Consider the following 25,084-nt stretch of genomic DNA (forward strand, 5'->3'; position numbering starts at 1 on the left):
GATCGCTCTCGGTGAGCTGCGGAGACAACACACGGTCGCCGATACCTAACATCGCATGACGAGCAACGGCGGTTGCCATGATCCCAATATGATAGTCGCGACACACGGGTGCCGCTTGTTCATATCAAAATCTGCCCTTCGTCGAACGCGCCTGCAGCCTCATCCTGACGAACGCGTTGAATCGTGCGGGCGGGACGTCGGGCAACGCCGCTGGTCCGCTGCGCAGCGTTTGGCCCAAGCACGGTCAAGACCAAAGTGCTGGTCGTGATCATCTGGTGGAGCCGATAACGTGGTGGAACAAACGCGGACGCGTATCGTTTCGCGGACAGGGAGAGGTCACCGGGCGGTACCTGCCGCCAACGTAATCGAGCTTACTGCGAAGTCGGGGGAAGGTTTGCAGCGGAAACGGGATGCACTAGGGTCGACTGGCGCGCGCCTCGAAGGCTCGGTCAAGCCACCTAGGCAGGCCATTGATTCTTTTGCCGATACCTTCGATCGGCTGGGGGTAAACGAGCCATTGCGCTTGCGTCGGGCCTGCTGGACTTGCGAATGAACGACAGAGGTCTAGTTACCCGAAAAACACGCAATTGGAATTCCGCATGGCCATTGACCCTTTAAAGCGTAGGCAGACCGAAGATCTGAACCGGAGCGAGGAGCAGTTTCGTCTTCTGGTCGAAGGCGTGACCGACTACGCGATCTATATGCTCGATCCGAATGGTCACGTATCGAGCTGGAATGCAGGGGCTCGCCGCATCAAGGGGTACGAGCCAGAGGAGATCATCGGAAGGCATTTCTCGCAGTTCTACACCGACGAGGACAAGGCCGATGACCTGCCAAGAAGGGCGCTAGAAATCGCCGCATGCGAGGGCCGGTTCGAAAGGGAAGGCTGGCGGGTCAGAAAAGACGGGACGCGCTTCTGGGCGAATGTAATCATCGATGCAATCCTTGCCGAAGATCGCACGCTTATCGGTTTTGCCAAGATCACACGCGACATCACCGAGAAGCGGCAGTCGCAGGAAGCTCTCGAACGAGCACAGCTCGAACTCTTTCAGGCTCAGAAGATGGAAGCCGTAGGCCAGCTCACTGGCGGTGTCGCGCATGATTTCAACAATTTGCTGATGGCCATACTGGGCAGCCTCGAGATCGCGAAGAAACGGGCTCTTGCGGGTCAGGACAATGCCGATCTGATCGAGAACGCCCTCCAAGGGGCGAAGCGCGGTGCCGCCCTGACACAGCGGTTGCTTGCCTTCTCCCGCAAGCAAGAACTCAAGCTCGAGCCTGTGGACGTGTCCGACCTCGTGAAGGGAATGGCCGGTCTGCTTCAGAGGTCGATTGGCCCCTCTATCGAAATCGTCACGAGCTTTCCGCTTGTTCTGCCGAGAGTTCAAGCCGACGGCAACCAATTGGAGACCGCACTCCTGAACCTGGTGGTAAACGCGCGCGACGCTATGCCTCGTGGTGGCGTCATCATGCTCTCGGCCAGAAAGCAGTCGGTTCGCAAAGATGAGGGCAAAGGTATTCAAGGAGAATTCGTATGCCTGAGCGTGACGGATGACGGCGAGGGGATGGATGCTGAGACCTTGGAGAAGGCGACGGCGCCCTTTTTCACCACCAAGGGAATAGGCAAAGGCACCGGACTGGGTCTGTCGATGGTCCAAGGACTGATGGCTCAGGGCGGAGGTGCGCTCGCTCTGAAGTCGTCCCCTGGAGGAGGAACCACCGCCGAACTATGGGTGCCTCTGGCAGAGGAAGGGGAGGCGATCGAGCCGGACGTGCACCCTGATACTTCCAGCGTGCCTTTACTGCGGGAACTCACCGTGCTTGTCGTCGATGACGATGCGCTTGTCCTGATGAATACCGTCCTGATGCTGGAGGATCTCGGTCATAAGACATTGCAGGCGTATTCTGGCGAGGAGGCGCTTCGGCTCCTGGAACAAGGGCCGCTGCCAGATCTGGTCGTAACCGACCATGCCATGCCCCGAATGACTGGGGGCGAGCTTGCCGCGGAAATAGGCAAACGGCTACCCGGCCTGCCCGTCGTTCTTGCCAGCGGATATGCGGAAATTCCAGGCGGCGTGTCCCGTGATCTGCCCAGACTGGCGAAACCCTTTACACAGAGCCAGTTGGCTGAATCCGTGGCGTCCGCAATCTCGTAATGGAGGCAACGCCAAGCATTGCAGAACCGCACCACGTTTAGCGAGTTCAGGAGAGGCTGCGCTGTCTGTTCAATGGCCATCCTCAACGGCTTTATGACTAAGGTTCCTGGCTCCTCCGCCAGGCGATGATGTCGATCCGAAGATCGCATTGGGGGCATATTTGTGAGCTTCGAACGTTGTTCGGCGAGGGGTTATGCCTGGAGGCACCCAACGTTCCCAAACGGTGTTCATTTCGGCAAATGACCGGAGATCGCGGAGCCAAATATTGGCCTGGATCAGATCTGACTTGTCTGTGCCTTCCGCTGAGAGGAGAGCATCAACGCGTTCAAGAATCTCGGCAGCTTGTGCACCAACGCTGCCTCAGGCGGCGGAGCTGGCGGTCTGGCCGATGATACGGACGGTTTGGAGTGGCGACTCCTCCTCGTCGACGGACGAGTGCTCGATAGCCATCGGCCAGTTTCCCGTTTCAATTGGCGCGTCTGCTGGGCGCCGACGGCGCACCTCTTTGCGTTGGGCGAGAGTGGCGCCAGCAGACAAAGCCATGGTTACGGCCGCAACAGGCAGAATGGTTTTCATTGTCGCATCTCGGATTTGCACGTGAAGAACGCGACGCGCCGAGGTTGGTTGCAGCAGTGGTGGGAATGCAGGCGGGTTTTTAGGTGCTAGCTATCACAAAGCCGCGGCCGTACAAGTGTCGTCGACCAGCAGCAGCGATACCGGAACAATAGGACCTTCCTTGACGGTCCTGGTGACGATGTAGGTGAAGTAGCGGGATATGCCAAGTTCCCGGTCGAGAAGCTCATCGATCAGTCGCTGATAGGCATCGATATTTGCCGCGACGATCTTCAGGATATAATCGATACCGCCGCCGACCGACCAGCAACTGACAATTTCCGGGATCTCGCGGATTGCTCGTTCGAACCGATCGAAATCGGCTTGCCGATGGTTTGAAAGCGTCAACTGGACCATGACGTTGCTAATGGGTGCAACCCGGCGCAGCGACAGCTGTGCATGATAGCCGATGATTATGCCAGCCCTCTCCAGCTTTCGTAGGCGCATCCAGCAGGGGGTGGCAGAAAGCCCCGCCTTTTCGGCGAGAGCCAGTTTCGTGATGCGACCGTCGCGCTGGATTGCGTCGAGTATGCGCAGGTCGATCGCATCAAGCTTTATGGGCGAGCTCATCGGGCATTATGGAGCCAAGCGCCCTTCTCTGCTTCCATTTCGGCGATATCCTGGAAACGATCGGCAATGCGCGCGTGGGCTCGTCCGCTGTCGGACGCACCGATCGCGACGATAATCTCGTCCGGTCCCGGCGCATCGGCAATCTGGAAGTTGGCGGTCAGAAAATGGGAGCGCTTGCCGTTCTCGCTCTTGTGCATCATCGGCAAGCTCAGCAGAGCTCCCGGGGCATTGCGGGTGTTGGTAAACTCGAGATAGTTGGTACCACCGATCGCTTCACGGAATGGATTTCCAAAACGGAGCGTGTGGATCATTGCCGAGGCATGTTCGATCTCCCCATGAATGCCAACTGCTGCGGCCTTGCCGCAGGCCTCGATCGCCTCAGGTCGCATCTGTCGTAACAGCCGATCCGTCATCTCGTGGCTGAGCTCGCCGGCAATGCGGATGATTTCCGGCCTCAGATCCTCGACATAGCCGCGGCCAGCCCATGGGTTCCTGATCACCGCCGCCACCACGACAACATTGGCGGGGCGTGGTGCCGCCCTGCCGCCCTCCACCAGCGTTTCTTCCAGGAACGTTGAGATCTTCCGGATGCCGATCGTCATAGATGCGCCAATTCGAATTGTTGAGATTGCGCCCAACATTAGCGCGGCCACCAGCGGGGTCTTCCTCAGTTTGGCGGAAAGATTCGCTGCAGGTTTCATTGAAACCGAGTAGACTTGTCACTCCCGCCTTCGCAAAGAATGGTCAATCTGGAGAGACGAGCTGAGTTGGAACAGAAATCCCGGATATTGTCGCTCCGCGACGTCGCCAGCCAAATCAACAGCGGCGGCGATCTTCAGACCGTGCTGCAGCAACTCATCGCGTCAGCCTGTCGCCATGCCAATTGGGCGCTCGGTTCTATCATGGGCATTGACGCTGCCCATGGTTATGCGCATGTCATCGTGCGCTATGACCCGACGCTGATCGAGCGGCAGCTTCCGGACAAATGGGAGCTGGCGACAAGTCCGTCCTTGATCGCCCTACAGCGCAACGAGCCGGTCTATATTCGCGACGCCCGCGAATCCGTCGAGTTTCCAGGCTATCGCAAGGAGGCCTTCGAGCGTGACTACCGGACGGTGGTCGTCCTGCCGATGAACTGCAAGGACGCCGAGGGCCGTCCGATGGTGCTCAGTGTCATATCCCGCCAGATCACCGAGGTTTGCGAGGATGACCTTGCCTTCCTAAGCGCCATCATTCACATGGGTGCCATTGCCGTCGACCGCGAGCATCGTCTCGAAGCCGAAAAGCGCTCCGCGCAGCGACTGGAGCGCGCGCTGCAGGCGCATACATCACTCCTTGAGCATGTGTTGAGCGACGGGTCGGTCGCACCGCTTTCGGCGATGGTGGGCATGATGCTTTCGAACCCGACGATCGTCGTCGATTTCACGGCCAACCAGGTCATCGCCGGACGCCCGCCAAACGCGCTTTATGATGAGGCGGCATGGCAGGAGGCAGCGTCTACTGTTTTCGCGCGCCCGCTGATGAAGGCGGCGCGGGAGGCGATCGGGCAGGGCACGTCGGATGCGGCGAGCATCTTTCTCGATGACGGTAACCAGCGCTTCAAGATCTCCGCCCGCATCGAGGCGCTGATGGTCGACAACCAGCTCGTCGGGGCGCTGATCATCTTCCCAACCCTGCGTGAGTTCAGCGATCTCGACCATTTGATGCTCGACAGCGCCAAGTTTGCCCTGAGCGTCCAGATGATGCGCAGCTTCATCCGTTTCCGCTTCGAGACCCGCACCCAGACGGAGCTGTTCTTCGAAATTGTCGAGGCACGATGGCGCAATGCCGGTGATGTCGCCCAACGCGCCCAGCGGCTGGGGCTTAATTTCGCGACACCCCAGCAGATGATCGTTGTCGATTTTCCGGAAAAGACGAAGACCTTCGGCGGTGCGTCCATCGACGTCGAGCATACGCTGGCGCGCATCATGCAGCAGGCATCGGTGCAGGCAAACCTGATCGCCATCGATGGCGGTGTCGTCTGCCTCGTGCCCTATGATGCGGGCAAAAGGCAGGAGCGGACCGCAAAACTCACGCGTCGCATCGCCGAAGAACTCGCCCGCTATTTCGACGAAGCGCCGGTTGTCGTGGCGGGGAACCGCTGTGCCGCGCTATCCGATTATCCCCCCGCCTGGGAACGCTGCAGCCGGATGATCCGCATTGGTCGGTCCTTTGGTCTGACCGGTGCGGTTTCGGCACAGGACTTCGGGCCACTGCCGATGCTGGTTGCCGCGTCGGAAGCAGGCGATGTGCGCAGCTTTGTTCATGATAGCGTCGGCCAGATTGCAGAGCATGATCGCGAGAACGGAACTCCCTATCTCCAAACCCTCTCCACCTATCTGCAGGAGGGGTGTCGCAGCCAGGCCTGTGCCGATACGATGGGCCTGCATGTGACGACCCTCCGCTACCGGCTGTCGCGCATCCAGGATCTCTTTGGGGTCGATGTCGAGACACCTGAAAAGCGCTTCGCCATCGAGCTGGCGATCCGGCTCTACGGCGTTATCGACAACCGCGTGGCCACCGAAAAATAGACCCCCTGCGCTTTGCGCAAACACCACACAGCTGTTGCACGCTGTCGCTTTGCGCCGTCCACTCACTTCCTGCGTTTCGCAGGAGAGGCTTTTCATCTGTTCCAGCGAAGCGACGGAAGAACGTCGACGACGGCAACGGTAGCTTCTCCTGAAACCAACGGAGGAGGCGCAACGGAATGGCGGAGACAACGGCAAGGGCGGATGCGCCGATTGACCCGATCGCGTTGCGACGGGCTTTCGGAACCTTCGTGACGGGCGTGACCGTGATCACCACCCGCGACGAAGACGGCACGCCACGTGGCATGACCGCCAATTCCTTCACCTCGGTCTCGCTTGACCCGCCCCTGCTTCTGGTCTGCGTCGCCAAATCCGCCTCCAGCTACCAGGCTTTCACCAATGCTGGCTGCTTCGCAGTCAATATCCTGCATGAGGGCCAGGTCGATGTATCCGGTACCTTTGCATCGAAGTCGCCGGACAAATTCCAGTCGGTCACCCACGATCATATCCATACCGGCGCACCCGTTCTGACCGACAGTCTAACCTGGTTCGATTGCACTACCTACAACACGGTCGATGCTGGAGATCACGCGGTTCTGATCGGGGAGGTTCGTGCGTTCGGTACGAGCCCGACAGCGCCGCTCGGCTTCTGCCGGGGTCGTTATGCGAGCGTCAAGGATCCGCTGCCTGCCGGCTGGCTTGCCTCGCATGGAATGATCATCGGCTATCTGATCGAAGCGGGCGATAGTCTGTTGCTACGCTCCAATGGAAAGGGCGGCTGGGTGCTGCCGTCCGCCCGCCGGCGCAAGGCCGATAGCCAATTGGTGGTCGAAGGTGGTGAGGCTCTTCGCCTCGTGCCGGAAGAGACATTCCTCTATTCCGTCTTCGACGTTGCCGACAGCGATCCCGGCTATCTCGTCTACCGCGCCCGACTGGCAGGCGAGGGGGCTGGCAGCAACCTGTCCGCCGACCTCCGCTTCTTTGCGATCGACGATCTGCCTTACGAGGCGATCGCCACCCATGAACTGCGTTCGATGCTGCGGCGCTTTGTGCGCGAACGGCAGGCCGGACGCTTCGGCATCTACATGGATTCCGACGATGGCGGCCGCATTGCGATGATCGACGGCGAAGCCCGTTCCTGGATCCACGCCTCCCAAGACCAAGGACAATGACATGAAGACAACAGTCGCCTCCATCCAAGGTTCGCGCCAGCGCCTGTTCATCAACGGCGAATTCGTCGCCCCGAAGAACGGCACTTACATCGCAAGCTATGATCCGACGACGGGTCACCCCTGGTACGAATTTGCCGATGCCGAAGCCGACGATGTGGGGGCGGCTGTCGCCGCTGCCAGGGCCGCGTTTTGCAATCCTTCATGGCGGCGCATGACGCAGACTGATCGTGGCGCTCTGGTCCGCCGTCTCGCCGAGCTTGTGGGGGCGAATGCCGACATCCTTGCCGAGATCGAAACGCGCGACAACGGCAAGCTCCTGAAGGAAAGCCGGGCGCAGATGCGTTCGATGCCCGATAGCTATCACTATTTCGCCGGCATGGCCGACAAGCTGCAGGGCGACACGATCCCGATCAACCGCCTCGACACCTTGAATCTCAATCTGCGCGAACCCCTCGGCGTCGTTGGCATGATCACACCGTGGAATTCGCCGCTGATGCTTTTGACCGGCACGCTTGCGCCGTGCCTTGCCATCGGCAACACCGTCGTCATCAAGCCATCAGAGCATGCAAGTGCTTCAACGCTGGCGCTTGCCGAACTGATCCACGAGGCTGGCTTCCCGGCAGGGGTCGTCAACGTCGTGACCGGCACCGGCAAGAGTGCGGGTGAGGCGCTGACCCGTCATCCCGGGGTCTCGAAATATGTCTTTACCGGAAGCACTGCCACTGGTCGTCGCATAGCGGGTAACGCAGCGCAAAACCTCGTTCCATGCTCGATGGAGCTCGGCGGCAAGTCACCACATGTCGTCTTCGGCGACGTCGAGATCGAGCATGCGGTGAACGGCGTTGTTTCCGGTGTCTTTGCCGCCGCGGGCCAGACCTGTGTCGCCGGTTCGCGCTGCTTCGTCGAAGCCAGCATCTACGACAGGTTCATCGATGCGCTTGTAGAGCGCACCCGGCGAATTCAGGTGGGTCTGCCGACGATCGACGATACCGATATCGGTCCCCTGGCGCTCGCCGACCAACTCAAGAAAGTCGAAGGCTACGTGGCATCAGGCCTCAGGGATGGCGCCCGGATCGCTGTCGGTGGCCGGCGCCTGGAGAGGGAAGGGCTTGCACGAGGGGGCTGGTATTTCGAGCCGACCGTGATGGTCGAGGCGCAAAACGACATGGGCTTCATGCGCGACGAGATCTTCGGGCCAGTGGTCGGCGTCATGCCGTTTTGCGACGAGGCGGAGATGATTGCCCTTGCCAATGACAGCACCTACGGCCTCGCGTCCGGCATCTGGACCAAGGATATCGACAGGGCACTGCGCTTTGCCAACCAGATCGAGGCGGGAACGGTCTGGGTGAATACCTACCGTTCGGCTTCCTTCATGTCCGCCAATGGCGGCTTCAAGGAAAGCGGTTATGGGCGGCGTGGCGGCTTTGAGGTCATGCACGAGTTCTCGCGCCTGAAGAACGTCATCATCGACTACTCGGGCGCCATGCAGGATCCCTTCGTCATCCGCCTGAAGTGACCGGTCACCAGAAACTGAACCCCAAGGGGAGGCTAGCAAATGAAATTCGCAGTATCGCTGACCATGGAACGCTTCTCGCCTGGCGTGGCGATGTCGACGACCAGGAACAACCTCCTGCACCTGGCGCGGATGGCAGACGAGGGCGGGTTCGAGGCGCTGTGGACGGCCGAGCACCATACGATCGAATGTACGATCTCTCCCAATCCGTTCCAGACCCTCGTCTGGCTTGCACAGCATACGGAAGAAATCCGCCTCGGTACCTCGACCCTCGTTGCCCCGTACTGGAGCCCGATCCGTCTCGCCGGTGAATCAGCGCTTTGCGATCACCTGACCAACGGCCGGCTGGAATTCGGTATTGCCCGCGGTTCGTACCAGTACGAATTCGACCGGATGGCAGGCGGCATGCCGCAGCAGGAAGGCGTCGCCTACATGAAGGAGATCGTACCCGCGGTTAAAAAGCTTTGGGCCGGCGACTATGCCCATGACGGGCACTACTGGAAATTCCCGACCGCCACTTCGGTCCCGAAGCCGCTGCAGCAGCCGCATCCGCCGATCTGGGTTGCAGCGCGCGATCCGGGAACCTTTGACTGGGCGATCGCCAACGGCGCGAGCATCCTGTCGACGCCGCTTTCATCACCTGCCGCCGAAATCCAGGTCCTGTCCGACAAGTTCCACAAGGCCGTCGCCGATCACCCGGAGGTGCCGCGTCCGCGCTTCATGATGCAGCGCCGCACCTGCGTCTACGACAAGCCCGACGGGTGGGAAACTGCGGTAAAGCACAGCATGGACTATGGCCGCGCCTTCGAGAACCTGATGCAGAATATCGGCAGGGTCCACAATGGCTTTCCAGAAGCGGTGCCCTACGAAGCGGTCAGAGGCAAGGACAACTACAACCCGGACAATATACGAAAAAACCTGATGTTCGGCACGCCGGAAGAGGCCATCGAAAAGCTGCTCGTCTTTGAAGCCGCAGGCGTCGATCAATACTGCCTCGGACTGACCTTCAACCTTCCGTTTGAATTGCAGAAGCGCACGCTTGAGCTGTTCATCAAGGAAATCATGCCCTTCTTCGCCGCGCGAGAGAAGGACATGCAACGCAAGACGGCGGCAGGCTGACATGACAGAGGCTTTGCGCCATACCGTTGGAGATGTGACGCTCAACTACCGGATCGAGGGGCGCGGCGAGCCGCTGGTCTTGATCCATGGCGTCGGGTCCTACCTTGAGGCCTGGTCCGGCGTCGTCGAACGTTTGAAGGACCAGTTCACCATACTGACCTTTGACCTGCGCGGCCATGGCCAGTCCAGCAGGGTCAAAGGTCGCTACGAGATCGATGATTTCGTCAACGAGGCACTGGCGCTCGCCGACAGGGCAGGCTTCGGGACATTCAATCTTGCCGGATTTTCGCTCGGCGGCCTGATAGCCCAGCGTCTTGCCCTGACGAATCTCGGCCGGCTTCGCAAGCTGGTCCTGCTGTCGACCATTGCCGGACGCACGCCGGACGAACGCACGCGGGTGCTTGAGCGGCTGGCAGCCTTGCGGGCCGGAACGCCTGCCGACCATCACAACGCGTCGCTGTCGCGCTGGCTGACGGAGGATTTCCAGGCGATGAACCCGAAGGTGATTGAACGGCTGCAGCTGCGTGACTCCGAAAACGATCCGGAATGCTACGCCGCGGCCTATCGGGTGCTTGCAGAAACCGACTTCGGCGGCTTCCTCGATCAGATCCGCTGCCCGACGCTGATTGCAACCGGCGAGGACGATGCCGGGTCCAATCCGCGCATGGCGCGCTACATGCACGAGCGCATTCCGGGCTCGGCGCTCGCGATCCTGCCTGGCCTGCGCCACTCCATTCTGATCGAAGCACCGGAAATGGTGGCGAACCTGATGCGCGGCTTCTTCAACCGCAAGGACCCGGCCCATGGATGAAACGTTGCGAAAGAGCGGTGAAGCGATCCGCCGAAAGGTTCTCGGCGACGAGTATGTCGATCGAGCAATTGAAAGCGCCGACGGCTTCTCTGCCTCACTTCAGGACGTTCTTAACGAATATTGCTGGGGAAAGGCCTGGACGGATGACGGGCTCGACCTAAAGCAGCGCAGCCTTCTCAATCTCGGCATGCTGGCGGCACTTAATCGCATGCATGAATTCGGCATCCATTTCCGTGGTGCGATCCGCAACGGGTTGAGCGACGACGAGCTTCGCGCGGCGCTTATTCAGATTGCCATTTACTGCGGCATTCCAGCCGGGGTCGAGGCGTTCCGGGTGGCCGGTTCGGCCCGCGACAAGATGCGGCAAAAAGGAGAACTCTGACGTCCATCGACCGAGGTGAGACGGCTTGCCTCTGCTTCACATTGCGGAAAGGCGCAACGGTCTCTCCGCCCCAAGATCGGCTCAGGGTACTGGACCCCTGCGCCGGGAACGAAGAATGACAACAAAGGGAACCATCGCATGATTAGACTGACGAAGATTACCGCAGCCGCAGCATCGCTTGCGCTTGCCTTTTGTGCCATGCAGGCAAATGCCGGTGCCGTGCTCGACCGCGTCATGGCAGCCAAGGATCTGAAGGTTGCGACCGACGCCAACTGGGCACCGCAATCCTTCATGAACGAGAAGAACGAACTCGATGGCTTTGACATCGATGTTGCCAAGGACATTGGCAGGCGCCTCGGCGTGAAGGTCGAATTCGTCACTCCGGGCTGGGACATCATCACGGCAGGCAACTGGGCGGGCCGCTGGGACATGCATGTCGGTTCGATGACGCCAACCAAGAAGCGTGCCGAGATCTTCGATTTCCCGGCCGTCTACTATTACACCCCAGCTGCCGTTGCCGTGCACAACGACAGCAAGGCGGCCAAGGTTTCGGATCTCGATGGCAAGGTTGTCGGTACCACTGCCACCTCGACCTTCGAAGCCTATGCCAAGGGCGAGCTAACGCTCGATGCCGCCGGCGCGCCGCCCTTCAAGTACGAGTTCAAACCGAAGGACGTGAAGTCCTATGCCAACTCGACAACTGCTTTTGACGACCTGCGTCTTGGTGACGGGACCCGTCTCGATGCCGTCGTCTCTTCGTTGCCAAGCATCCTCGATGCACAGAAGGCCGGCTATCCGATCAAGCGGATCGGTGATCCCGTATTTTACGAGCCGCTCGCCGTCGCGATCGAGCACGGCGACAAGGATTTCAACGACAAGATCGCCGAGGCCGTCAAAGGGATGCAATCCGACGGCACGCTCAGCAAGCTGTCGGTCAAGTGGTACGGCGTCGACTACACGGTAATAAAATAACTGGTGCATCCGACGGTCCGGGAAGCCGGGCCGTCTTTTCCGCCGAAGGGACAGGAAATGCTTTATCCCGATACAGTTGAGTCCGAGATAATCGTCCACAAACCATGGTTCGTTGCGACCTTGTTTGCGTTGGTGCTTGCGGTCTTCCTGATGTTCAACCTCAGCGGCACGACGATGGGGGAATTGATGCGACCCGTCATCGGTGATCCGGTGACAAGTGGTCTCTATGGCCGGTTTGCGATTGCCTTCGTCGTCGCGGTGATGTTTGCATTGAACGTGGTGCTGATCGGCTTTGCACCTCTCAGGGTGCAGATCGCCATCGTCTGGTTCGAGCTGCTGTTGTTGTTCTTGGCCTTCTTCGAAACCTTTCATCTCAGCCTGCCCTTCATTGAGGAGAAGCTGCCGTTCCTGATTACACAGGGGTTGGTGACAACGGTCTATGTCTCGGCTGTATCGATCGTCATTGCTTCGGCCATTGCGATACTGGGCGCCGTCGCCAAGCTTTCCACCAACGGTTTTGCCTATGCAATCGCGAGCTTTTACACCTCCTTCTTTCGCGGTCTGCCGCTTCTGATGCAGGTCTATCTGATCTATCTCGGCCTGCCGCAGCTCGGCTTCGTAATCGATGCGGTTCCGGCCGGCATTCTCGCGCTATCGCTCTGCTACGGCGCCTACATGACCGAGATTTTCCGCTCCGGGATCCAGAGCATTGATCGCGGTCAATGGGAAGCGTCACGCTCGATCGGCTTCGGTTTCGGCATCACGATGCGCAAGATTATCCTGCCGCAGGCTCTTCCTGTCATCATCCCGCCGACAGGCAACCAGTTCATCTCGATGCTGAAGGACAGTTCGCTCGTCTCGGTCATCGGCGTCTGGGAGCTGATGTTCCTTGCCCGCACGCTCGGCCAGAAGACCTTCCAGCACATGGAGATGCTGATCTCCGCCGCCATGCTTTACTGGATCATGTCGATCTGCCTGGAACTCATCCAATCCCGCATCGAGCGCCACTATGCCAGGAGCAAAATCCGATGAATGGCAACAACATCATTGAAGCAAGGAACGTGTCAAAATGGTACGGCAGTTTCCAGGTGCTGACGGATATCAATCTGACGGTCAGCAAGGGCGAACGCATCGTTGTCTGCGGTCCGTCGGGATCGGGAAAATCGACCTTGATCCGTTGCTTCAACCGCCTCGAAGCGCATCAACAGGGCGAAATTACCGTCAATGGCATCACACTGCACGACAGGATGCGCAATGTTGGAGATGTGCGCAAAAATGTCGGCATGGTGTTCCAGCACTTCAATCTATTCCCGCATATGACTGTGCTCATGAACTGCATGGTCGGGCCAATGTGGCTCAAGGGCGAATCCGAGGCAAAGGCACGCAAGACGGCGATCGAGTTTCTGGAACGGGTCCGTATTCCCGAGCAGGCAAACAAGTTCCCGATCCAGCTGTCTGGCGGTCAGCAGCAGCGAGTGGCGATCGCCCGTTCACTTTGCATGCAGCCGGCCGTCATGCTGTTCGACGAGCCGACCTCGGCGCTTGATCCGGAGATGGTGTCGGAGGTGCTGGATACCATGACCAGTCTCGCCAGGGACGGCATGACCATGGTCTGCGTCACTCATGAGATGGGATTTGCCCGTGCTGTCGCTGACCGGGTTATCTTCATGAATTCTGGCCAGATCGTCGAAGAGGGAAATCCGGACGACTTCTTCACAAATCCGCGGCATGAGCGGTTAAAGCTGTTCCTGAGCCAGATCCTTAAGCACTGAATGGGGCGCCCGAGCAGGAATTTTCCGCCTATGAATTGGTTTTAATCCACGCGCCGCCAGATTTACATCTCGGCCAATGGAGTTCGTCTGATAGGTGGACGGAGTACTTCGGACGTAGAAGAGCCGTTGCGAACATTCGCCATTACCATGCGCTTCCACATCAATATCCGGACGGCCGAAATACGACAACCAGGACGATGCGCGCTGATGGTCCCGTCGCTGGCCGAATGCTCTTTCGCATTCCTCATGAGTCAATCCTCCATGCTGAGGTAACTCAAATGGCGAACATGTGTTCCGACGAGAGTTATGCTCGGGTGAGTTCGTCCATTCCCTTCAACGGCGGAAGGGCAGTCGCGGACGAAGACCCCTGCTTTTATCTTCTTTGTATCGTCAGCCAACGTCGCGTCGGCTCTCCGGCCATTTAGAACAGCTTGACGTCGGTCAGAGTCTCAAGCTTCCTGATCAACTCGTCCTGATAATCTGGATCCGTGACTTCGTCTGCGGGCTTCCGCTGTTCGCGATGGTACCAATAGCCTCCGCTGCTCCTGGCTTTCTCATCGTCGCTTGTCGCCAGCCACACTTGTGTCTGATAGCCCTCCCTCAGATTGTCGGGAGCGCCGGCACCCCCCATTTTTGTCGGGACCCACCCGGGATCGACGGCGTTGCTCAACACTTCGGGCCAGTAACGTGCGACAGCGGCAGCAAGCGCTGCAACATGGAGCTTGCTTTCTGAATACGCGCGACCGGTGTTCCAGGGTCGGCGTCTCCAGTCGATATCCTCGATTTCTCTTCCGCCGCTCTGATGCATCCCGCTGCTGAGGTAGACGAGCCGTTTCGGCCGCTCGATCAGCGCCGTCAAAATGTAGGGCACAAGCGTGTTCACAGCCAGGACTTTGGGATGCCCTTCGGGAGTGTCACCGCGCGCAGGCTCGGAGTAAATTCCAGCATTGTGAATGACAGCGTCCATTCGGCCAATTGTGTTGAGTTGATCGGCCATTGATCTTGTTTCGGCGCCGTTTGAAAGGTCGCCCACCACGACACCAAGAGACTTCGCGGCGAGTTGGCCGATTGCCTTCGTCCGCTCTGAAGAACGGGCGTGAAGCACCACTTCGTGCCCATTTGTGATGAGTTCTCGTGCTGCGGCCAATCCCAGGCCATCGGTCGATCCGGTGATGAGGATACGGCTCACTTGGCAACTCCCATTTGTTAGATCCCGCACTGCACATAGGCGAGGAGCGGCCCAAGTCCAGTTTTCGGCGATTGCTGGAGAAGCTGTCCGTTGGCTGTTTTGTAATATAGATAGGAAGCAAAGGCCGTGCGAATCTCGAGTTTTCACTCCGGCGACGAAAGCGGCCAAAAAAACCGGCCACAACACCCCGCCAATTTTCCCTCAACTGCCTTTATATATGGAGAAATAGCGTTATCGAGTATGGCCATAGAACTAGGGCAAAAGGTGGCCAAGCAGTGCGTGATGACCGCAAAAGCATCGGTATTTTCGAACCCCTCATTGTTTCCCAAGGAGCTAAGCTAAGCTAAAATCCCATGGGGAGTGAATAGCGGTCGTCGCTCTGGCAAAGTGAGGCTGCGATAACGCACTCCTCATAGGAGACGCCGTCGCCGTTATGGAAACTGTCACTTCCCAACCGCATGCGCCGGCCGCTCTCCGCACTGATCTTGCCGCAATATTCGTATTATTGGAACTCTCTCGCTCAACGTGGTTGATCACATCGTTGTCGCCGGGAAACGGCGGGATGTCGAAGCACTCGGTGGCTGGCGGCGATGTGGCGGCATTGCTGCATCGTTTTGCTCAGCCCCAAGAGAATATTCGATCCCTACGGGCAATAACTCGAGGCTGCGACCAGGGGGTTGAGGAAGACGCGCGGGATCACTGCGAAGCCCGCGGCCTTCGGACCGACAGACATGAAGGCGGTAATAGTGGTCGGCGCTCTCTCATAAAGGGTCCGCGGCGAAGGGAGGAGCAAGCGCGAGGATGGGGGCTATTTTGAAGAAGAATCGGTCGGCTCCCACCGGATGTCCTCTTTCGTCAGGAGTTTGATGCCGTCCGCCATCGGTTGTAGCAGCCCATGCCATCCCACGCGCATGGGCCCCATTCGTTGCTGCATGTGACCGGCGATCTTTCGTTTTAGCCAGGTCAGACGCAAGGGCAGCAACAGCAGCATCGCAATCAGCAACGCGACCGTGAAGGCGATCATACCGAGGGCGACAATGAGTTGCATGATCCGCAGCGACATATTCATGGCTGAAACACGTGACCAGACTTTGGCTCCGGCTATGCACTGAGTTCTTCGAGAATACAACGGCGAAGCAGACCACACAATGCGACTGCGCTTGTGTCGCCGCAAAGACTGATCCATGCCTCATTACTTTTCGATATCGCCTACGTCGTGACTGCTGCCGGCAGTTTGTTGTCGAAGTGAGGATGGCCAGGTCGTTGCCCCTCGAGGCGAGGGGAGGCGACCTGGCCGAAAAATGGAGTGGAAATCGGGAGATGATGAACCTGCAGCGTCTGTTTCAAACAGATTTTTCACGCACGCTGTCATTGGCGCAATGATGTGCCTTAGCCTGGTAGAGATGAATGGGTTACCTCTACACCGATCGATATCAGAGGCTTCGCGTCATGGCAGAATCTCTCCATCTTACAGCTTTCATGCGCCCGGTCAGCCTGCACACCGGCGCGTGGCGCTATCCCGGATCCTATCCGGACGCGAATTTCAATTTCGCCCACATCAAGTCGTTCATCCAGAAACTTGAAGCCGCAAAGTTCGACGCCTTTTTCATGGCCGACCATCTGGCTGTCTTGAATATGCCTGTCGATGCGCTTGTGCGCAGTCACACCGTCACATCGTTCGAGCCGTTTACGCTGCTTTCAGCTCTTGCCTCGGTCACCGAAAAGATCGGCCTCGCGGCCACCGCGTCGACCACCTTCGATGAGCCCTATCATGTGGCGAGGCGTTTCGCCTCGCTTGATCACATCAGCAACGGGCGCGCCGCGTGGAACATCGTGACCACCTCCAACCCCGACGCGGCACGAAATTTTGGTCTGGACGAGCATGTCGAGCATGGCGAACGCTATGCACGGGCGCGTGAATTCTACGACGTCGTAACAGGTCTGTGGGACAGCTTTGCCGATGATGCCTTCATACGCGACCAGGAGAGCGGCATCTTCTTCGACGTGGGGAAAATGCATGTGCTCGATCACAAGGGAGCCGAGCTGAATGTGCGTGGCCCGCTCAATATTGCCCGACCCGTCCAGGGCTGGCCGGTCATCGTCCAAGCTGGCCAATCGGAACCTGGTCGCCAGCTCGCCGCCGAGACTGCTGAGCTCGTCTTTTGTTCCCCTCGTGACCTTGCTGCTGCCAAGTTGCTCTATGCCGACATCAAAGGACGAATGCCGGCGTTCGGTCGCAACCCTGAGCACCTGAAGATCTTGCCCGCGGCATTTATCGTGATCGGTGACACGGTCGAGGAGGCGAGGGCCAAGCGCGACATGCTCGACAGCCTCGTCCACTACGACAGTGCCATCGCTTCACTGTCCATCGCACTTGGACACGATGCCTCGGGCTTCGATCCAGACCGGCCCCTGCCGACGATACCGGAGACCAATGCCAGCAAGACCGGACGCGCGCAGGCAATTCGTCTGGCGGAGGAAGAGAAATTGACGGTTCGCCAGCTTGCCCAGCGTTACGGCGGCTATGCCGGGCTTGCTTTCGTGGGGACGCCGCAAACAATTGCAGATGAGATGGAGGCCTGGCTTACACAACAGGCCGCAGACGGGTTCACGGTCGTCTTTCCGTTTCTCCCGCAAGGCCTCGATGACGTGACGCAACAGCTTGTTCCCGAACTGCAACGCCGGGGCCTATTCCGCCATGACTATCAGGGGTCGACGCTGCGTGAACATCTCGGTCTTCCCCGACCAGGGAACAGGTTCTTTTGCTGATCACGGCGGGAATTCAAGGTTGCAGGAAGGAGAATGGGGCTTACAGCCAATTGCCGACGCCGGAGCGCTGCCGAAGGCCGCGGCGTGCGACGAGGCAAGCTTTTAAGGGGTATCATGCGCGGCGGGCTTCTTGCAGGATCTCCTCGGCCCCTTGGGCATGACTCTTCCCGCTCGGCAGCAAGAGCTGCTCGACGGTGGAGTTCGGGAGCAACGCGTCGCATCATCTCGCCAGAAAACGGCTTTTGAGGCGCTTTCTCGATGTTCTTCCAAGTCTTGAGATAGACCGCCTCTTGAAAAGCCTTCCTAAGCTCCCATCGCGTACAAAATTGAACCGCGCTTCGTCGGTTCGTAGCGCTCGCCAGACCGGCGGGCTTCGGTTTACATCGAGAACGGCGTTAAGGGGGATCCTTGGCGGGTCTGGTTGGCTCGCAGCAGATCTGCGCGGCCAGTCTGAGGCCTTCCTGATACTTGGAGGGGTCCATCCCGCTCTCCTTGGCTTGGGCGAGATTGTCCTTCAGATCGGCGATCCTGACGGGCCGGGCCAACTCATTTGCCAGGGCACGCGTGACGAACTCTTCATCGCTTTCCTCGGATCGTCTGGTCAGTGCGTCGACGGCCTCGATGACCGCAGGCGTGAAATCCTCGTCCCGCAAACGATCCAGCGTCCACTCGGGTGCCTTTTCGACGACGTCATGCAGGTAGGCGACGACACGCTCACCACCGCTCACCGCGTCAGCCACCCGCTTGCAATGCAGGAAATACGGCTCGCCGGTCTTGTCGGTCTGTCCCATATGGGCCTTGAAGGCGATCTTGACTGCACGCAGGAGATCCGAGGCAGGCCGATCGTCGTGTTCATTGATCCATTCGCGCTGGTGGGCAGCCATGATCGTATCCCTCCACGGGCACCGTTATTGTTTTTCCGACAGGTCGAGAAGAATTCGGGCCTCGTCAAAATGGCCATTTCGATCACCATCGGCCTCGTTCGGAGAATAGCATGTGCTTGACACACAAAACCCGACAAGATGGTGCGGCTTGTTAGTCTTGCCGAATTCGCACAAGGTATCGGTCATGTCGGGCGCAGCCACGCCTTCCCGCGCGCAACAGGTCATCCTCACTCCGGGTGGCTTCAGTTCCGGAAAGGACCGAATTGTCCCGACCGGACGTTTGTCCGTCATGAAGAAACCCCTGGCGACCAACTGACAGGTAGCCTCCAGATCCGGCGACTGCGCGAGGGCGCAAACCGGGAACCCGACGAGCAGGGATAAAGCCAGGCCGTTTCGCAAGAGCGTCTCCTCTGTCGACACTGGAGCGGGTTCTCCACCGTGCAATAACTGCCGAGGAAACCGAGAGTTCCTGCGACAGCCTCCCGCACGACCTAAGTCCTATTGCGCCTGGCGCCGATGGCTCGCATCACCAATCTCGTGGCCAGGAAGCCGGTATCGGTGCCGCCCCCTGAACGGGCGCAGGGTCTGTCCCTGAGCATGGTTCAGTCCACCGGCTCCCTCCCTCTGATCCGTCATGTCTCGTGCAGGACGTGGGCTGCCTTGACGGCTGCCGAGGCACGGTTTTCGACACCTAGCTTCACATAGATCTGCTCGAGATGTTTGTTGACGGTGCGTGCCGAGAGGCCCAGGATCTCGCCGATATCGCGGTTGGCCTTGCCCTTTGCAATCCAAAGTAACACTTCGGATTCTCTCTGCGTTAGCGAGAAATGCCGGCGCAGCACCTCGTCATCGGCGCGCGCATTGTTTGCGGTGAGCCGAAACAGATATTCATCCGCTCCGATCGCGCCCAGGAAGGCAAGCTGAAGCACGTCCTTGCCCGCATGCGAAAGGGAAAACGCGCCGTCGCGGCCGGAAGCTGGGCCTGTCTTCATCCAATCGGCAATCTTGCCGACAACCGTGTCCATGGCATCGTCTCGATCCATCGCCGCGTTGACGAGACGTGTTGCCTGTGGTGTCGACCAGTGAATGTCGCCGTTGCCCTTGACCGCAAGCAAATGCCGGCCGGCGGCGTCCAGCGCGACACGTGCGCTTTGCGTCGAACGGGCATTGCGCAGGTGCACGCCGATCCGCGCACGCAGTTCGTCGATATTGATCGGCTTGGTCAGGTAGTCGACGCCGCCGGATTCCAAGGCACGAACCACATGTTCGGTTTCCGTCAGACCAGTCATGAAGATCACCGGTATCTGGCTGATCGCCGGATTGGATTTGAGTTTTTTGCAGGTCTCGAAGCCGTCCATGGATGGCATGACTGCATCGAGCAGAATGAGGTCCGGCGTAATGCGTTCCACGATGCTGAGCGCAGCCGAACCCGATGTCGCGATCAGAACGGAAAAACCGGATTGCTCCAGAGCGTCGGCCAAAAATCCCAGGGCATCAGGCGAGTCATCCACCAAGAGAACAATATCGCGCGGGAGCTCAGCCAAGGGTATCTACCTTCTCGTCAAACCGGTGCAGGAAGTTCATGAGGCCATTCAGATCGAATAATGCCGCAAAGGAACGGAGTTCCTCCGTAAATGGCTGATTTGCCTCCACCTTGGCAAGGTCGGCGAGCTTTGCCTCGATTCCTCTGATGTAGCCGATTTCGGCGAGCCGCAACAATTCCTGGACGTGGGCAAGACCCGGACTGATCAACGGTCGGTCGCGCCTGGCAGGTGCCGAGGGAGAAGCCGACTGCGCATAAATCCATTTCAGGCCCAGATGCACCGCAAGCTTGTCACGCAGTTGCTTGATGTCCACCGGTTTGCCGATGGCATCGCTGTGGCTGTCGTCGCTGTCGCGGTGAGCGGCCGCGTCGCCGATGTTGGCCGACAGCATCACGATTGGCGCGATCTGGCCGTTCGCTCGCAACCGCGAAACGAGCTGCCATCCATTCATGCCCGGCATCGAGATATCGACGAGGAACAGATCGGGCTGAATGCCCTCGATCAACGTCAGGCAGTCGGCCCCGCTTGCCGCGGTCAGCACGACGAAATCCAGTGGGACAAGCACCTCGCGCATCATCTCGCGATGGTCCTCGTTGTCATCCACGACCACGATCGTGCGCCGGGGACCGTCGTAGCTTACGATCTTCTTTTCCTGTGGCGGCACCGTCATTTCGCGAAGCACGGCGGAAAGCATGAGGCGAACGCGGAAGACCGTTCCGTGATCCTTCTCGCTCATCACCGAAATCTCGCCGCCGAGCGTGTTGGTCAGGAGTTGTGTGATCGTCAGCCCGAGACCGAGGCCCGGCATCGGCCTGATGCTATCGGCCTCGCCACGCTGGAACGGCTCGTAGATACGGCCCAAATCCTTCTCGGCAATGCCACGACCGGTATCGGTAACGGTGAAGGTTGCAACCTGGCTGCGGTAGCCGACATCGAATCTGACACTGCCTTCGTCAGTGAACTTGATCGCGTTGGAGAGCAGGTTCACGAGGATCTGGCGCAGGCGTTTTTCATCAGTGCGAACGAAGTGTGGCAGGACGGGGGAGCGGTCGTGATGGAAGGTCAGCCCCTTCACCTCGGCCTGCGGACGGAACATGTCGACAATCTGGTCCAGGAAATCGTGAATATTGATCTCGTTGGAATAGACCTGCAGCCGTCCGGCTTCGATCTTGGAAATATCAAGGAGACCGTCGATCAGGCCGGACAAATGCTCGGCGCTGCGGCGGATCACCTTGATCGACGACTGTCGTGGCGCGGGAATGGTGTCGTCGCGCTCGAGGATCTGCGCGTAGCCAAGCACGGCATTCAGCGGCGTGCGCAATTCGTGGCTGAGACCGACGACGTAACGGCTCTTCGCCCGGTTGGCGGCTTCCGCGGTCTCCTTGGCGGTCTGGAGCGCGGCGTCGGTCTTCTTGTGGGCGGCGATTTCCTTCAGCAGCAGGGTATTCTGGCGCGAGGATTCCTCTTCGGCAACGACACGGCTGTCATGCGCCAGCACATAAAACCAGCAGACGACGCCGGCGATGACGGCGAAGACGAAGAAGACAATCAGGATGGTTCGGTTGACCACCTCGGCGGTTTCCGGTGAGGCTGCAGAGACCTGATGGGCAATCATCGCAAGGATTGCGCCGACGGCCGTCAGGGCCAGCACCACGGCTATCCCGTAGCGACCGAGGCGAGTGGTCAGCTTCTCGACGACCGTTCCAGGCAAAACCGCCTTCGCGACCGTGCCGACCTGGGCGTTGAAACGGCCCTTCGGCTTGCACATGTCATGGCAGCGGCTGTCGAGTGAACAGCAGAGCGAGCAGATCGGTGCCGCATAGGCCGGGCACCAGGCCATGTCCTCCGGTTCGAAGGGATGCTCGCACACAGAGCAGGTGATGTTGGTGAGGTTCTTCCAGCTGTGACGCGGCTTGCGAGCGAGGTAGAACTTGCCCTTCGTGGCCCACGCGATCACCGGCGAGGCAATCAGTGCAACCAGCAGCGTGATGTAGGGTGCAAGCGAGGCAGCGACGGGGCCGAAGACGCCGAAATGGGCGACAAGTGCTATGCCTGCCGACAGCGTCATTGCGCCCAGGCCAACCGGATTGATGTCGTAGAGATGGGCGCGTTTGAATTCGATGCCCGGAGGGGCGAGGCCAAGCGGCTTGTTGATGAAGAGATCGGCCGAGATCGTGCACAGCCAGGCCATGGCGATGATCGAGAAGATGCCGAGCGTTTCCTCAAGCAGCTTGTAGATGCCGAGCTCCATCAGCAGAAGCGCGATTGCCACATTGAAGACGAGCCAGATGACGCGGCCGGGATGGCTGTGGGTGAGGCGGGAGAAGAAGTTCGACCAGGCAAGTGAGCCAGCATAGGCGTTCATCACGTTGATCTTCAACTGCGAGACGACCACGAAGGCAGCCATCAGCAGAAGCGCAGCGTTGTGCCACGGGATCATGTAGCCGAAGGCCGTCAGATACATCTGGGCCGGATCGGCGGCACGATCGACCGGCACGCCGGACGCGAAGGTAAGGACGACGAGAAAGGAGCCGGCCAGCAGCTTGGGCGCCCCGATGATGACCCAGCCGGGGCCCGCCAGAAACACGGCAAGGCGGTGTCGCCAGTTCCGCTGCTTCTCCGGCGGCAAGAAGCGCAGGAAGTCGGCCTGTTCGCCAATCTGCGACATCAGCGCCAGGATGACGGCAGAGGCGGCGCCGAACTCCACGAGATCGAAAGGTGCCATCGTGCCCGGCGGTCCGGACGCATGGCGGATTCCGGCAAAGGCCCGCCAGAGGTCGAATTTCTCAAAATCCATCGCGGCGATGAAGAGGAAGGGCAGGACGTTGAGGACGATCCAGAAAGGCTGCGTCAGCAACTGAAACCGGCTGATCAGCCGGACGCCGTGGGTAACCAGCGGAATGACCATGACGGCGCTGATGATGTACCCGATCCATAGCGGGATGCCGAGCGTCAGCTCCAGCGCGCCGGACATGATTGAGGCTTCGATCGCAAACAGCATGAAGGTGAAACTGGCATAGATCAGCGACGTGACCGTCGAGCCGATGTAGCCGAAGCTCGCACCGCGCGTCAGAAGATCGATGTCGACGCCGTGCCGGATCGCATAGCGACTGATTGGCAGGCCAATCAGAAGCATGGCAAGGCTGGCGACGACAATGGCGAAGAAGGCGTTGGTCGTGCCATAAGAGAGAGTGATCGCGCCGCCGATCGCTTCGAGCGCGAGAAATGAAATGGCGCCGATCGCCGTTTGCGAGATGCGTTGCGACGAGAATTGCCGGGCGCTCTTTGCCGTAAAGCGCAGCGCATAGTCTTCCAGCGTCTGGTTTGCCACCCAGCGATTGTATTCGCGCCTGACCGGAATGATGCGTTGCCGCGCTGCCATGCCTTGGTGCCAGCCCCTTTGTTCCCCTTGTCATGCGTTCGTAACACGGAATGACACGAGGCTTAAGGTGCGGCGCAGCACAAAACTGCACATTTCGCCCCGTCTCCTACGTCATATTGCGTATACGCTTTCGCACCGCAGCACCGGATAGTCCGCTAAGCAACAGTTAACTGCCGCTTTCGGCCTGTTGTCGAACAAGAAGAGGGGATCAACCAGATGAATCTCAAGTCCTATATCACGGGCGCCGCACTCGGCGCCGTCATGTCGGCCACCGCCGCTTTCCACGGAGCCGTTGCCGCCGACGACACCATCAAGGTCGGCGTCCTGCACTCGCTCTCCGGCACGATGGCGATCTCCGAAACGACACTGAAAGACGCCATGCTGATGCTCATCGACGAGCAGAACAAGAAGGGTGGCCTTCTCGGCAAGAAGCTCGAAGCCGTCGTCGTCGATCCGGCGTCCGATTGGCCGCTGTTTGCCGAAAAGGCGCGCGAGCTGATCGAGAAGGACAAGGTCGCGGCCGTCTTCGGCTGCTGGACCTCGTCGTCGCGCAAGTCGGTTCTGCCTGTCTTCGAAGAGCTCAACTCGATCCTCTTCTACCCGGTCCAGTACGAAGGCGAGGAGTCCTCGCGCAACATCTTCTACACGGGTGCAGCGCCGAACCAGCAGGCAATCCCGGCGGTCGACTATCTGATGGAAAAGGAAGGCGTTAAGCGTTTCGTGCTCGAAGGCACCGACTACGTCTATCCGCGCACGACGAACAAGATCCTGGAAGCCTATCTCGAATCCAAGGGCATTCCAAAGGAAGACATCATCATCAACTACACGCCGTTCGGCTTCTCGGACTGGCAGACGGAAGTGAAGAAGATCAAGGAGTTCGGCTCGGCTGGCAAGAAGACCGCCGTGGTCTCGACCATCAACGGTGACGCGAACGTTCCGTTCTACAAGGAGCTCGGCAACCAGGGCATCAAGGCGACAGATATTCCGGTCGTTGCCTTCTCGGTCGGCGAAGAAGAGCTTGCCGGTCTCGACACCAAGCCGCTCGTTGGCCATCTCGCGGCCTGGAACTACTTCGAGTCGGTGGAAAGCCCTGTGAACAAGAAGTTCATCAAGCAGTGGCACGAGTTCACCAAGAACGACAAGCGCGTGACGAACGACCCGATGGAAGCCGCCTATATCGGCTTCAACGCCTGGGTCAAGGCTGTTCAGGCTGCCGGCACGACTGACACGGACAAGGTTCTCGACACGATCATTGGCACGACAGTTCCGAACCTGTCGGGCGGCTATGCGACCGTCATGCCGAACCACCACATCACTAAGCCGGTTCTGATCGGTGAAATCCAGGCGAACGGCCAGTTCGAAATCGTTCAGCAGACCCCGGCGGTCGTTGGCGACGAATGGTCCGACTACCTGCCCGACTCCAAGGACCTGATCTCCGATTGGCGCAAGCCCATGAACTGCGGCAACTTCAACGTTGCCTCGGGCAAGTGCGGCGGCAAGGGCTCCTGAGTGCGTTCCACCCCGTCACTCTGACGCCTGAAGACTTCCGCCCGGCGGCTCCTGTCCGGGCGGAAGGTTCATCCCCAGACATGCAGCCTTCGAGACGAGCGGCAATCGATCCGTCGGATTGCGCCGACAGAAGGACGATGTTCCCGATTGCGCCGGAAGGC

Annotated in this window: 21 protein-coding genes and 2 pseudogenes; 13 read left to right on the forward strand and 10 right to left on the reverse strand. The window is 59.3% G+C overall.

What is annotated here, in order from left to right; genetic code table 11:
- Window positions 1-599: 599 nt before the first annotated feature.
- Entirely contained in the window at window positions 600-2,156 is a 1,557-nt protein-coding gene (locus tag FHT97_RS21890) for a PAS domain S-box protein (protein WP_183864243.1), read from the forward strand.
- Window positions 2,157-2,225: 69 nt separating this feature from the next.
- Here the strand turns inward: FHT97_RS21890 and FHT97_RS31010 are convergent, their stop codons facing one another.
- From FHT97_RS31010 to FHT97_RS21905, 4 genes are all read right to left on the reverse strand, one after another.
- On the reverse strand, window positions 2,226-2,489 hold the full coding sequence (locus FHT97_RS31010) for a Rid family hydrolase (protein WP_312859764.1): 264 nt from the start codon (window positions 2,487-2,489) through the stop codon (window positions 2,226-2,228).
- Between the two features lie 27 nt (window positions 2,490-2,516).
- Window positions 2,517-2,732, reverse strand: a complete 216-nt coding sequence (locus FHT97_RS31015) for a hypothetical protein (RefSeq protein ID WP_246712725.1) — start codon at window positions 2,730-2,732, stop codon at window positions 2,517-2,519.
- 93 nt (window positions 2,733-2,825) lie between these two features.
- The gene (locus FHT97_RS21900) at window positions 2,826-3,326 is read right to left on the reverse strand and encodes an Lrp/AsnC family transcriptional regulator (protein ID WP_183756743.1); all 501 of its coding nucleotides are present in this window, start codon (window positions 3,324-3,326) and stop codon (window positions 2,826-2,828) included.
- A gap of 8 nt (window positions 3,327-3,334) precedes the next feature.
- Window positions 3,335-3,940, reverse strand: a complete 606-nt coding sequence (locus tag FHT97_RS21905) for an amino acid synthesis family protein (RefSeq protein WP_183756630.1) — start codon at window positions 3,938-3,940, stop codon at window positions 3,335-3,337.
- A 165-nt stretch (window positions 3,941-4,105) separates the two neighbouring features.
- Between FHT97_RS21905 and FHT97_RS21910 the strand changes: the two genes are divergently transcribed.
- From FHT97_RS21910 to FHT97_RS21950, 9 genes are all read left to right on the forward strand, one after another.
- Window positions 4,106-5,908 (forward strand): helix-turn-helix domain-containing protein, encoded by a 1,803-nt coding sequence (locus FHT97_RS21910; protein ID WP_183756631.1) that lies wholly within the window; start codon window positions 4,106-4,108, stop codon window positions 5,906-5,908.
- 176 nt (window positions 5,909-6,084) lie between these two features.
- Window positions 6,085-7,077 (forward strand): flavin reductase, encoded by a 993-nt coding sequence (locus FHT97_RS21915; protein ID WP_183756632.1) that lies wholly within the window; start codon window positions 6,085-6,087, stop codon window positions 7,075-7,077.
- Between the two features lies 1 nt (window position 7,078).
- Window positions 7,079-8,593 (forward strand): aldehyde dehydrogenase, encoded by a 1,515-nt coding sequence (locus tag FHT97_RS21920; RefSeq protein ID WP_183756633.1) that lies wholly within the window; start codon window positions 7,079-7,081, stop codon window positions 8,591-8,593.
- Between the two features lie 39 nt (window positions 8,594-8,632).
- Complete coding sequence (locus FHT97_RS21925; protein WP_183756634.1) at window positions 8,633-9,709, forward strand: LLM class flavin-dependent oxidoreductase; 1,077 nt, start codon at window positions 8,633-8,635, stop codon at window positions 9,707-9,709.
- Between the two features lies 1 nt (window position 9,710).
- A complete protein-coding gene (locus FHT97_RS21930; protein ID WP_183756635.1) occupies window positions 9,711-10,520 on the forward strand; it encodes an alpha/beta fold hydrolase in 810 nt (269 codons plus the stop codon).
- Window positions 10,513-10,902, forward strand: coding sequence for a carboxymuconolactone decarboxylase family protein (locus tag FHT97_RS21935; protein WP_183756636.1), 390 nt, complete (start codon window positions 10,513-10,515; stop codon window positions 10,900-10,902). The genes FHT97_RS21930 and FHT97_RS21935 overlap by 8 nt, the downstream gene beginning before the upstream one ends.
- Before the next feature lie 138 nt (window positions 10,903-11,040).
- Entirely contained in the window at window positions 11,041-11,874 is an 834-nt protein-coding gene (locus FHT97_RS21940; protein ID WP_183756637.1) for a transporter substrate-binding domain-containing protein, read from the forward strand.
- 57 nt (window positions 11,875-11,931) lie between these two features.
- Complete coding sequence (locus FHT97_RS21945) at window positions 11,932-12,906, forward strand: amino acid ABC transporter permease (RefSeq protein ID WP_183756638.1); 975 nt, start codon at window positions 11,932-11,934, stop codon at window positions 12,904-12,906.
- Window positions 12,903-13,646: an amino acid ABC transporter ATP-binding protein gene (locus FHT97_RS21950; RefSeq protein ID WP_183864244.1), complete on the forward strand. Its 744-nt coding sequence runs from the start codon at window positions 12,903-12,905 to the stop codon at window positions 13,644-13,646. The genes FHT97_RS21945 and FHT97_RS21950 overlap by 4 nt, the downstream gene beginning before the upstream one ends.
- A 421-nt stretch (window positions 13,647-14,067) precedes the next feature.
- On the opposite strand, the gene FHT97_RS21955 is transcribed toward FHT97_RS21950, so the two are convergent.
- Window positions 14,068-14,835, reverse strand: coding sequence for an SDR family NAD(P)-dependent oxidoreductase (locus FHT97_RS21955; RefSeq protein ID WP_183756640.1), 768 nt, complete (start codon window positions 14,833-14,835; stop codon window positions 14,068-14,070).
- Window positions 14,836-15,268: 433 nt separating this feature from the next.
- Here FHT97_RS21955 and FHT97_RS31020 point away from each other — a divergent pair.
- Window positions 15,269-15,475 (forward strand): annotated as a pseudogene (locus FHT97_RS31020) (IS110 family transposase); the annotation flags it as partial.
- Window positions 15,476-15,614: 139 nt separating this feature from the next.
- On the opposite strand, the pseudogene FHT97_RS21960 reads toward FHT97_RS31020, so the two are convergent.
- Window positions 15,615-15,883, reverse strand: a pseudogene (locus tag FHT97_RS21960) (NADH-quinone oxidoreductase subunit H); the annotation flags it as partial.
- Window positions 15,884-16,284: 401 nt separating this feature from the next.
- On the opposite strand from FHT97_RS21960, the gene FHT97_RS21965 reads away from it, so the two are divergent.
- Window positions 16,285-17,604, forward strand: a complete 1,320-nt coding sequence (locus FHT97_RS21965; RefSeq protein WP_183756641.1) for an LLM class flavin-dependent oxidoreductase — start codon at window positions 16,285-16,287, stop codon at window positions 17,602-17,604.
- Here the strand turns inward: FHT97_RS21965 and FHT97_RS31615 are convergent.
- From FHT97_RS31615 to FHT97_RS21985, 4 genes are all read right to left on the reverse strand, one after another.
- Window positions 17,541-17,966, reverse strand: coding sequence for a toxin-antitoxin system HicB family antitoxin (locus tag FHT97_RS31615; protein ID WP_348649635.1), 426 nt, complete (start codon window positions 17,964-17,966; stop codon window positions 17,541-17,543). The two genes, FHT97_RS21965 and FHT97_RS31615, sit on opposite strands and share 64 nt — an antisense overlap.
- 33 nt (window positions 17,967-17,999) lie before the next feature.
- Complete coding sequence (locus tag FHT97_RS21975; protein WP_183756642.1) at window positions 18,000-18,488, reverse strand: HD domain-containing protein; 489 nt, start codon at window positions 18,486-18,488, stop codon at window positions 18,000-18,002.
- A gap of 632 nt (window positions 18,489-19,120) precedes the next feature.
- Window positions 19,121-20,032 carry a response regulator transcription factor gene (locus FHT97_RS21980; protein WP_183756643.1) on the reverse strand — a complete coding sequence of 304 codons (912 nt, stop codon included), beginning with the start codon at window positions 20,030-20,032 and terminating at the stop codon, window positions 19,121-19,123.
- A complete protein-coding gene (locus FHT97_RS21985; RefSeq protein ID WP_183864245.1) occupies window positions 20,025-23,414 on the reverse strand; it encodes an ATP-binding protein in 3,390 nt (1,129 codons plus the stop codon). Before FHT97_RS21985 ends, FHT97_RS21980 begins: the two co-directional genes overlap by 8 nt.
- A 216-nt stretch (window positions 23,415-23,630) precedes the next feature.
- Between FHT97_RS21985 and urtA the strand changes: the two genes are divergently transcribed.
- Complete coding sequence (gene urtA / locus FHT97_RS21990; protein ID WP_183756645.1) at window positions 23,631-24,923, forward strand: urea ABC transporter substrate-binding protein; 1,293 nt, start codon at window positions 23,631-23,633, stop codon at window positions 24,921-24,923.
- Window positions 24,924-25,084 lie beyond the last annotated feature (161 nt).

Source organism: Rhizobium sp. BK399, assembly GCF_014194695.1.
Taxonomy (GTDB): Bacteria; Pseudomonadota; Alphaproteobacteria; order Rhizobiales; family Rhizobiaceae; genus Rhizobium.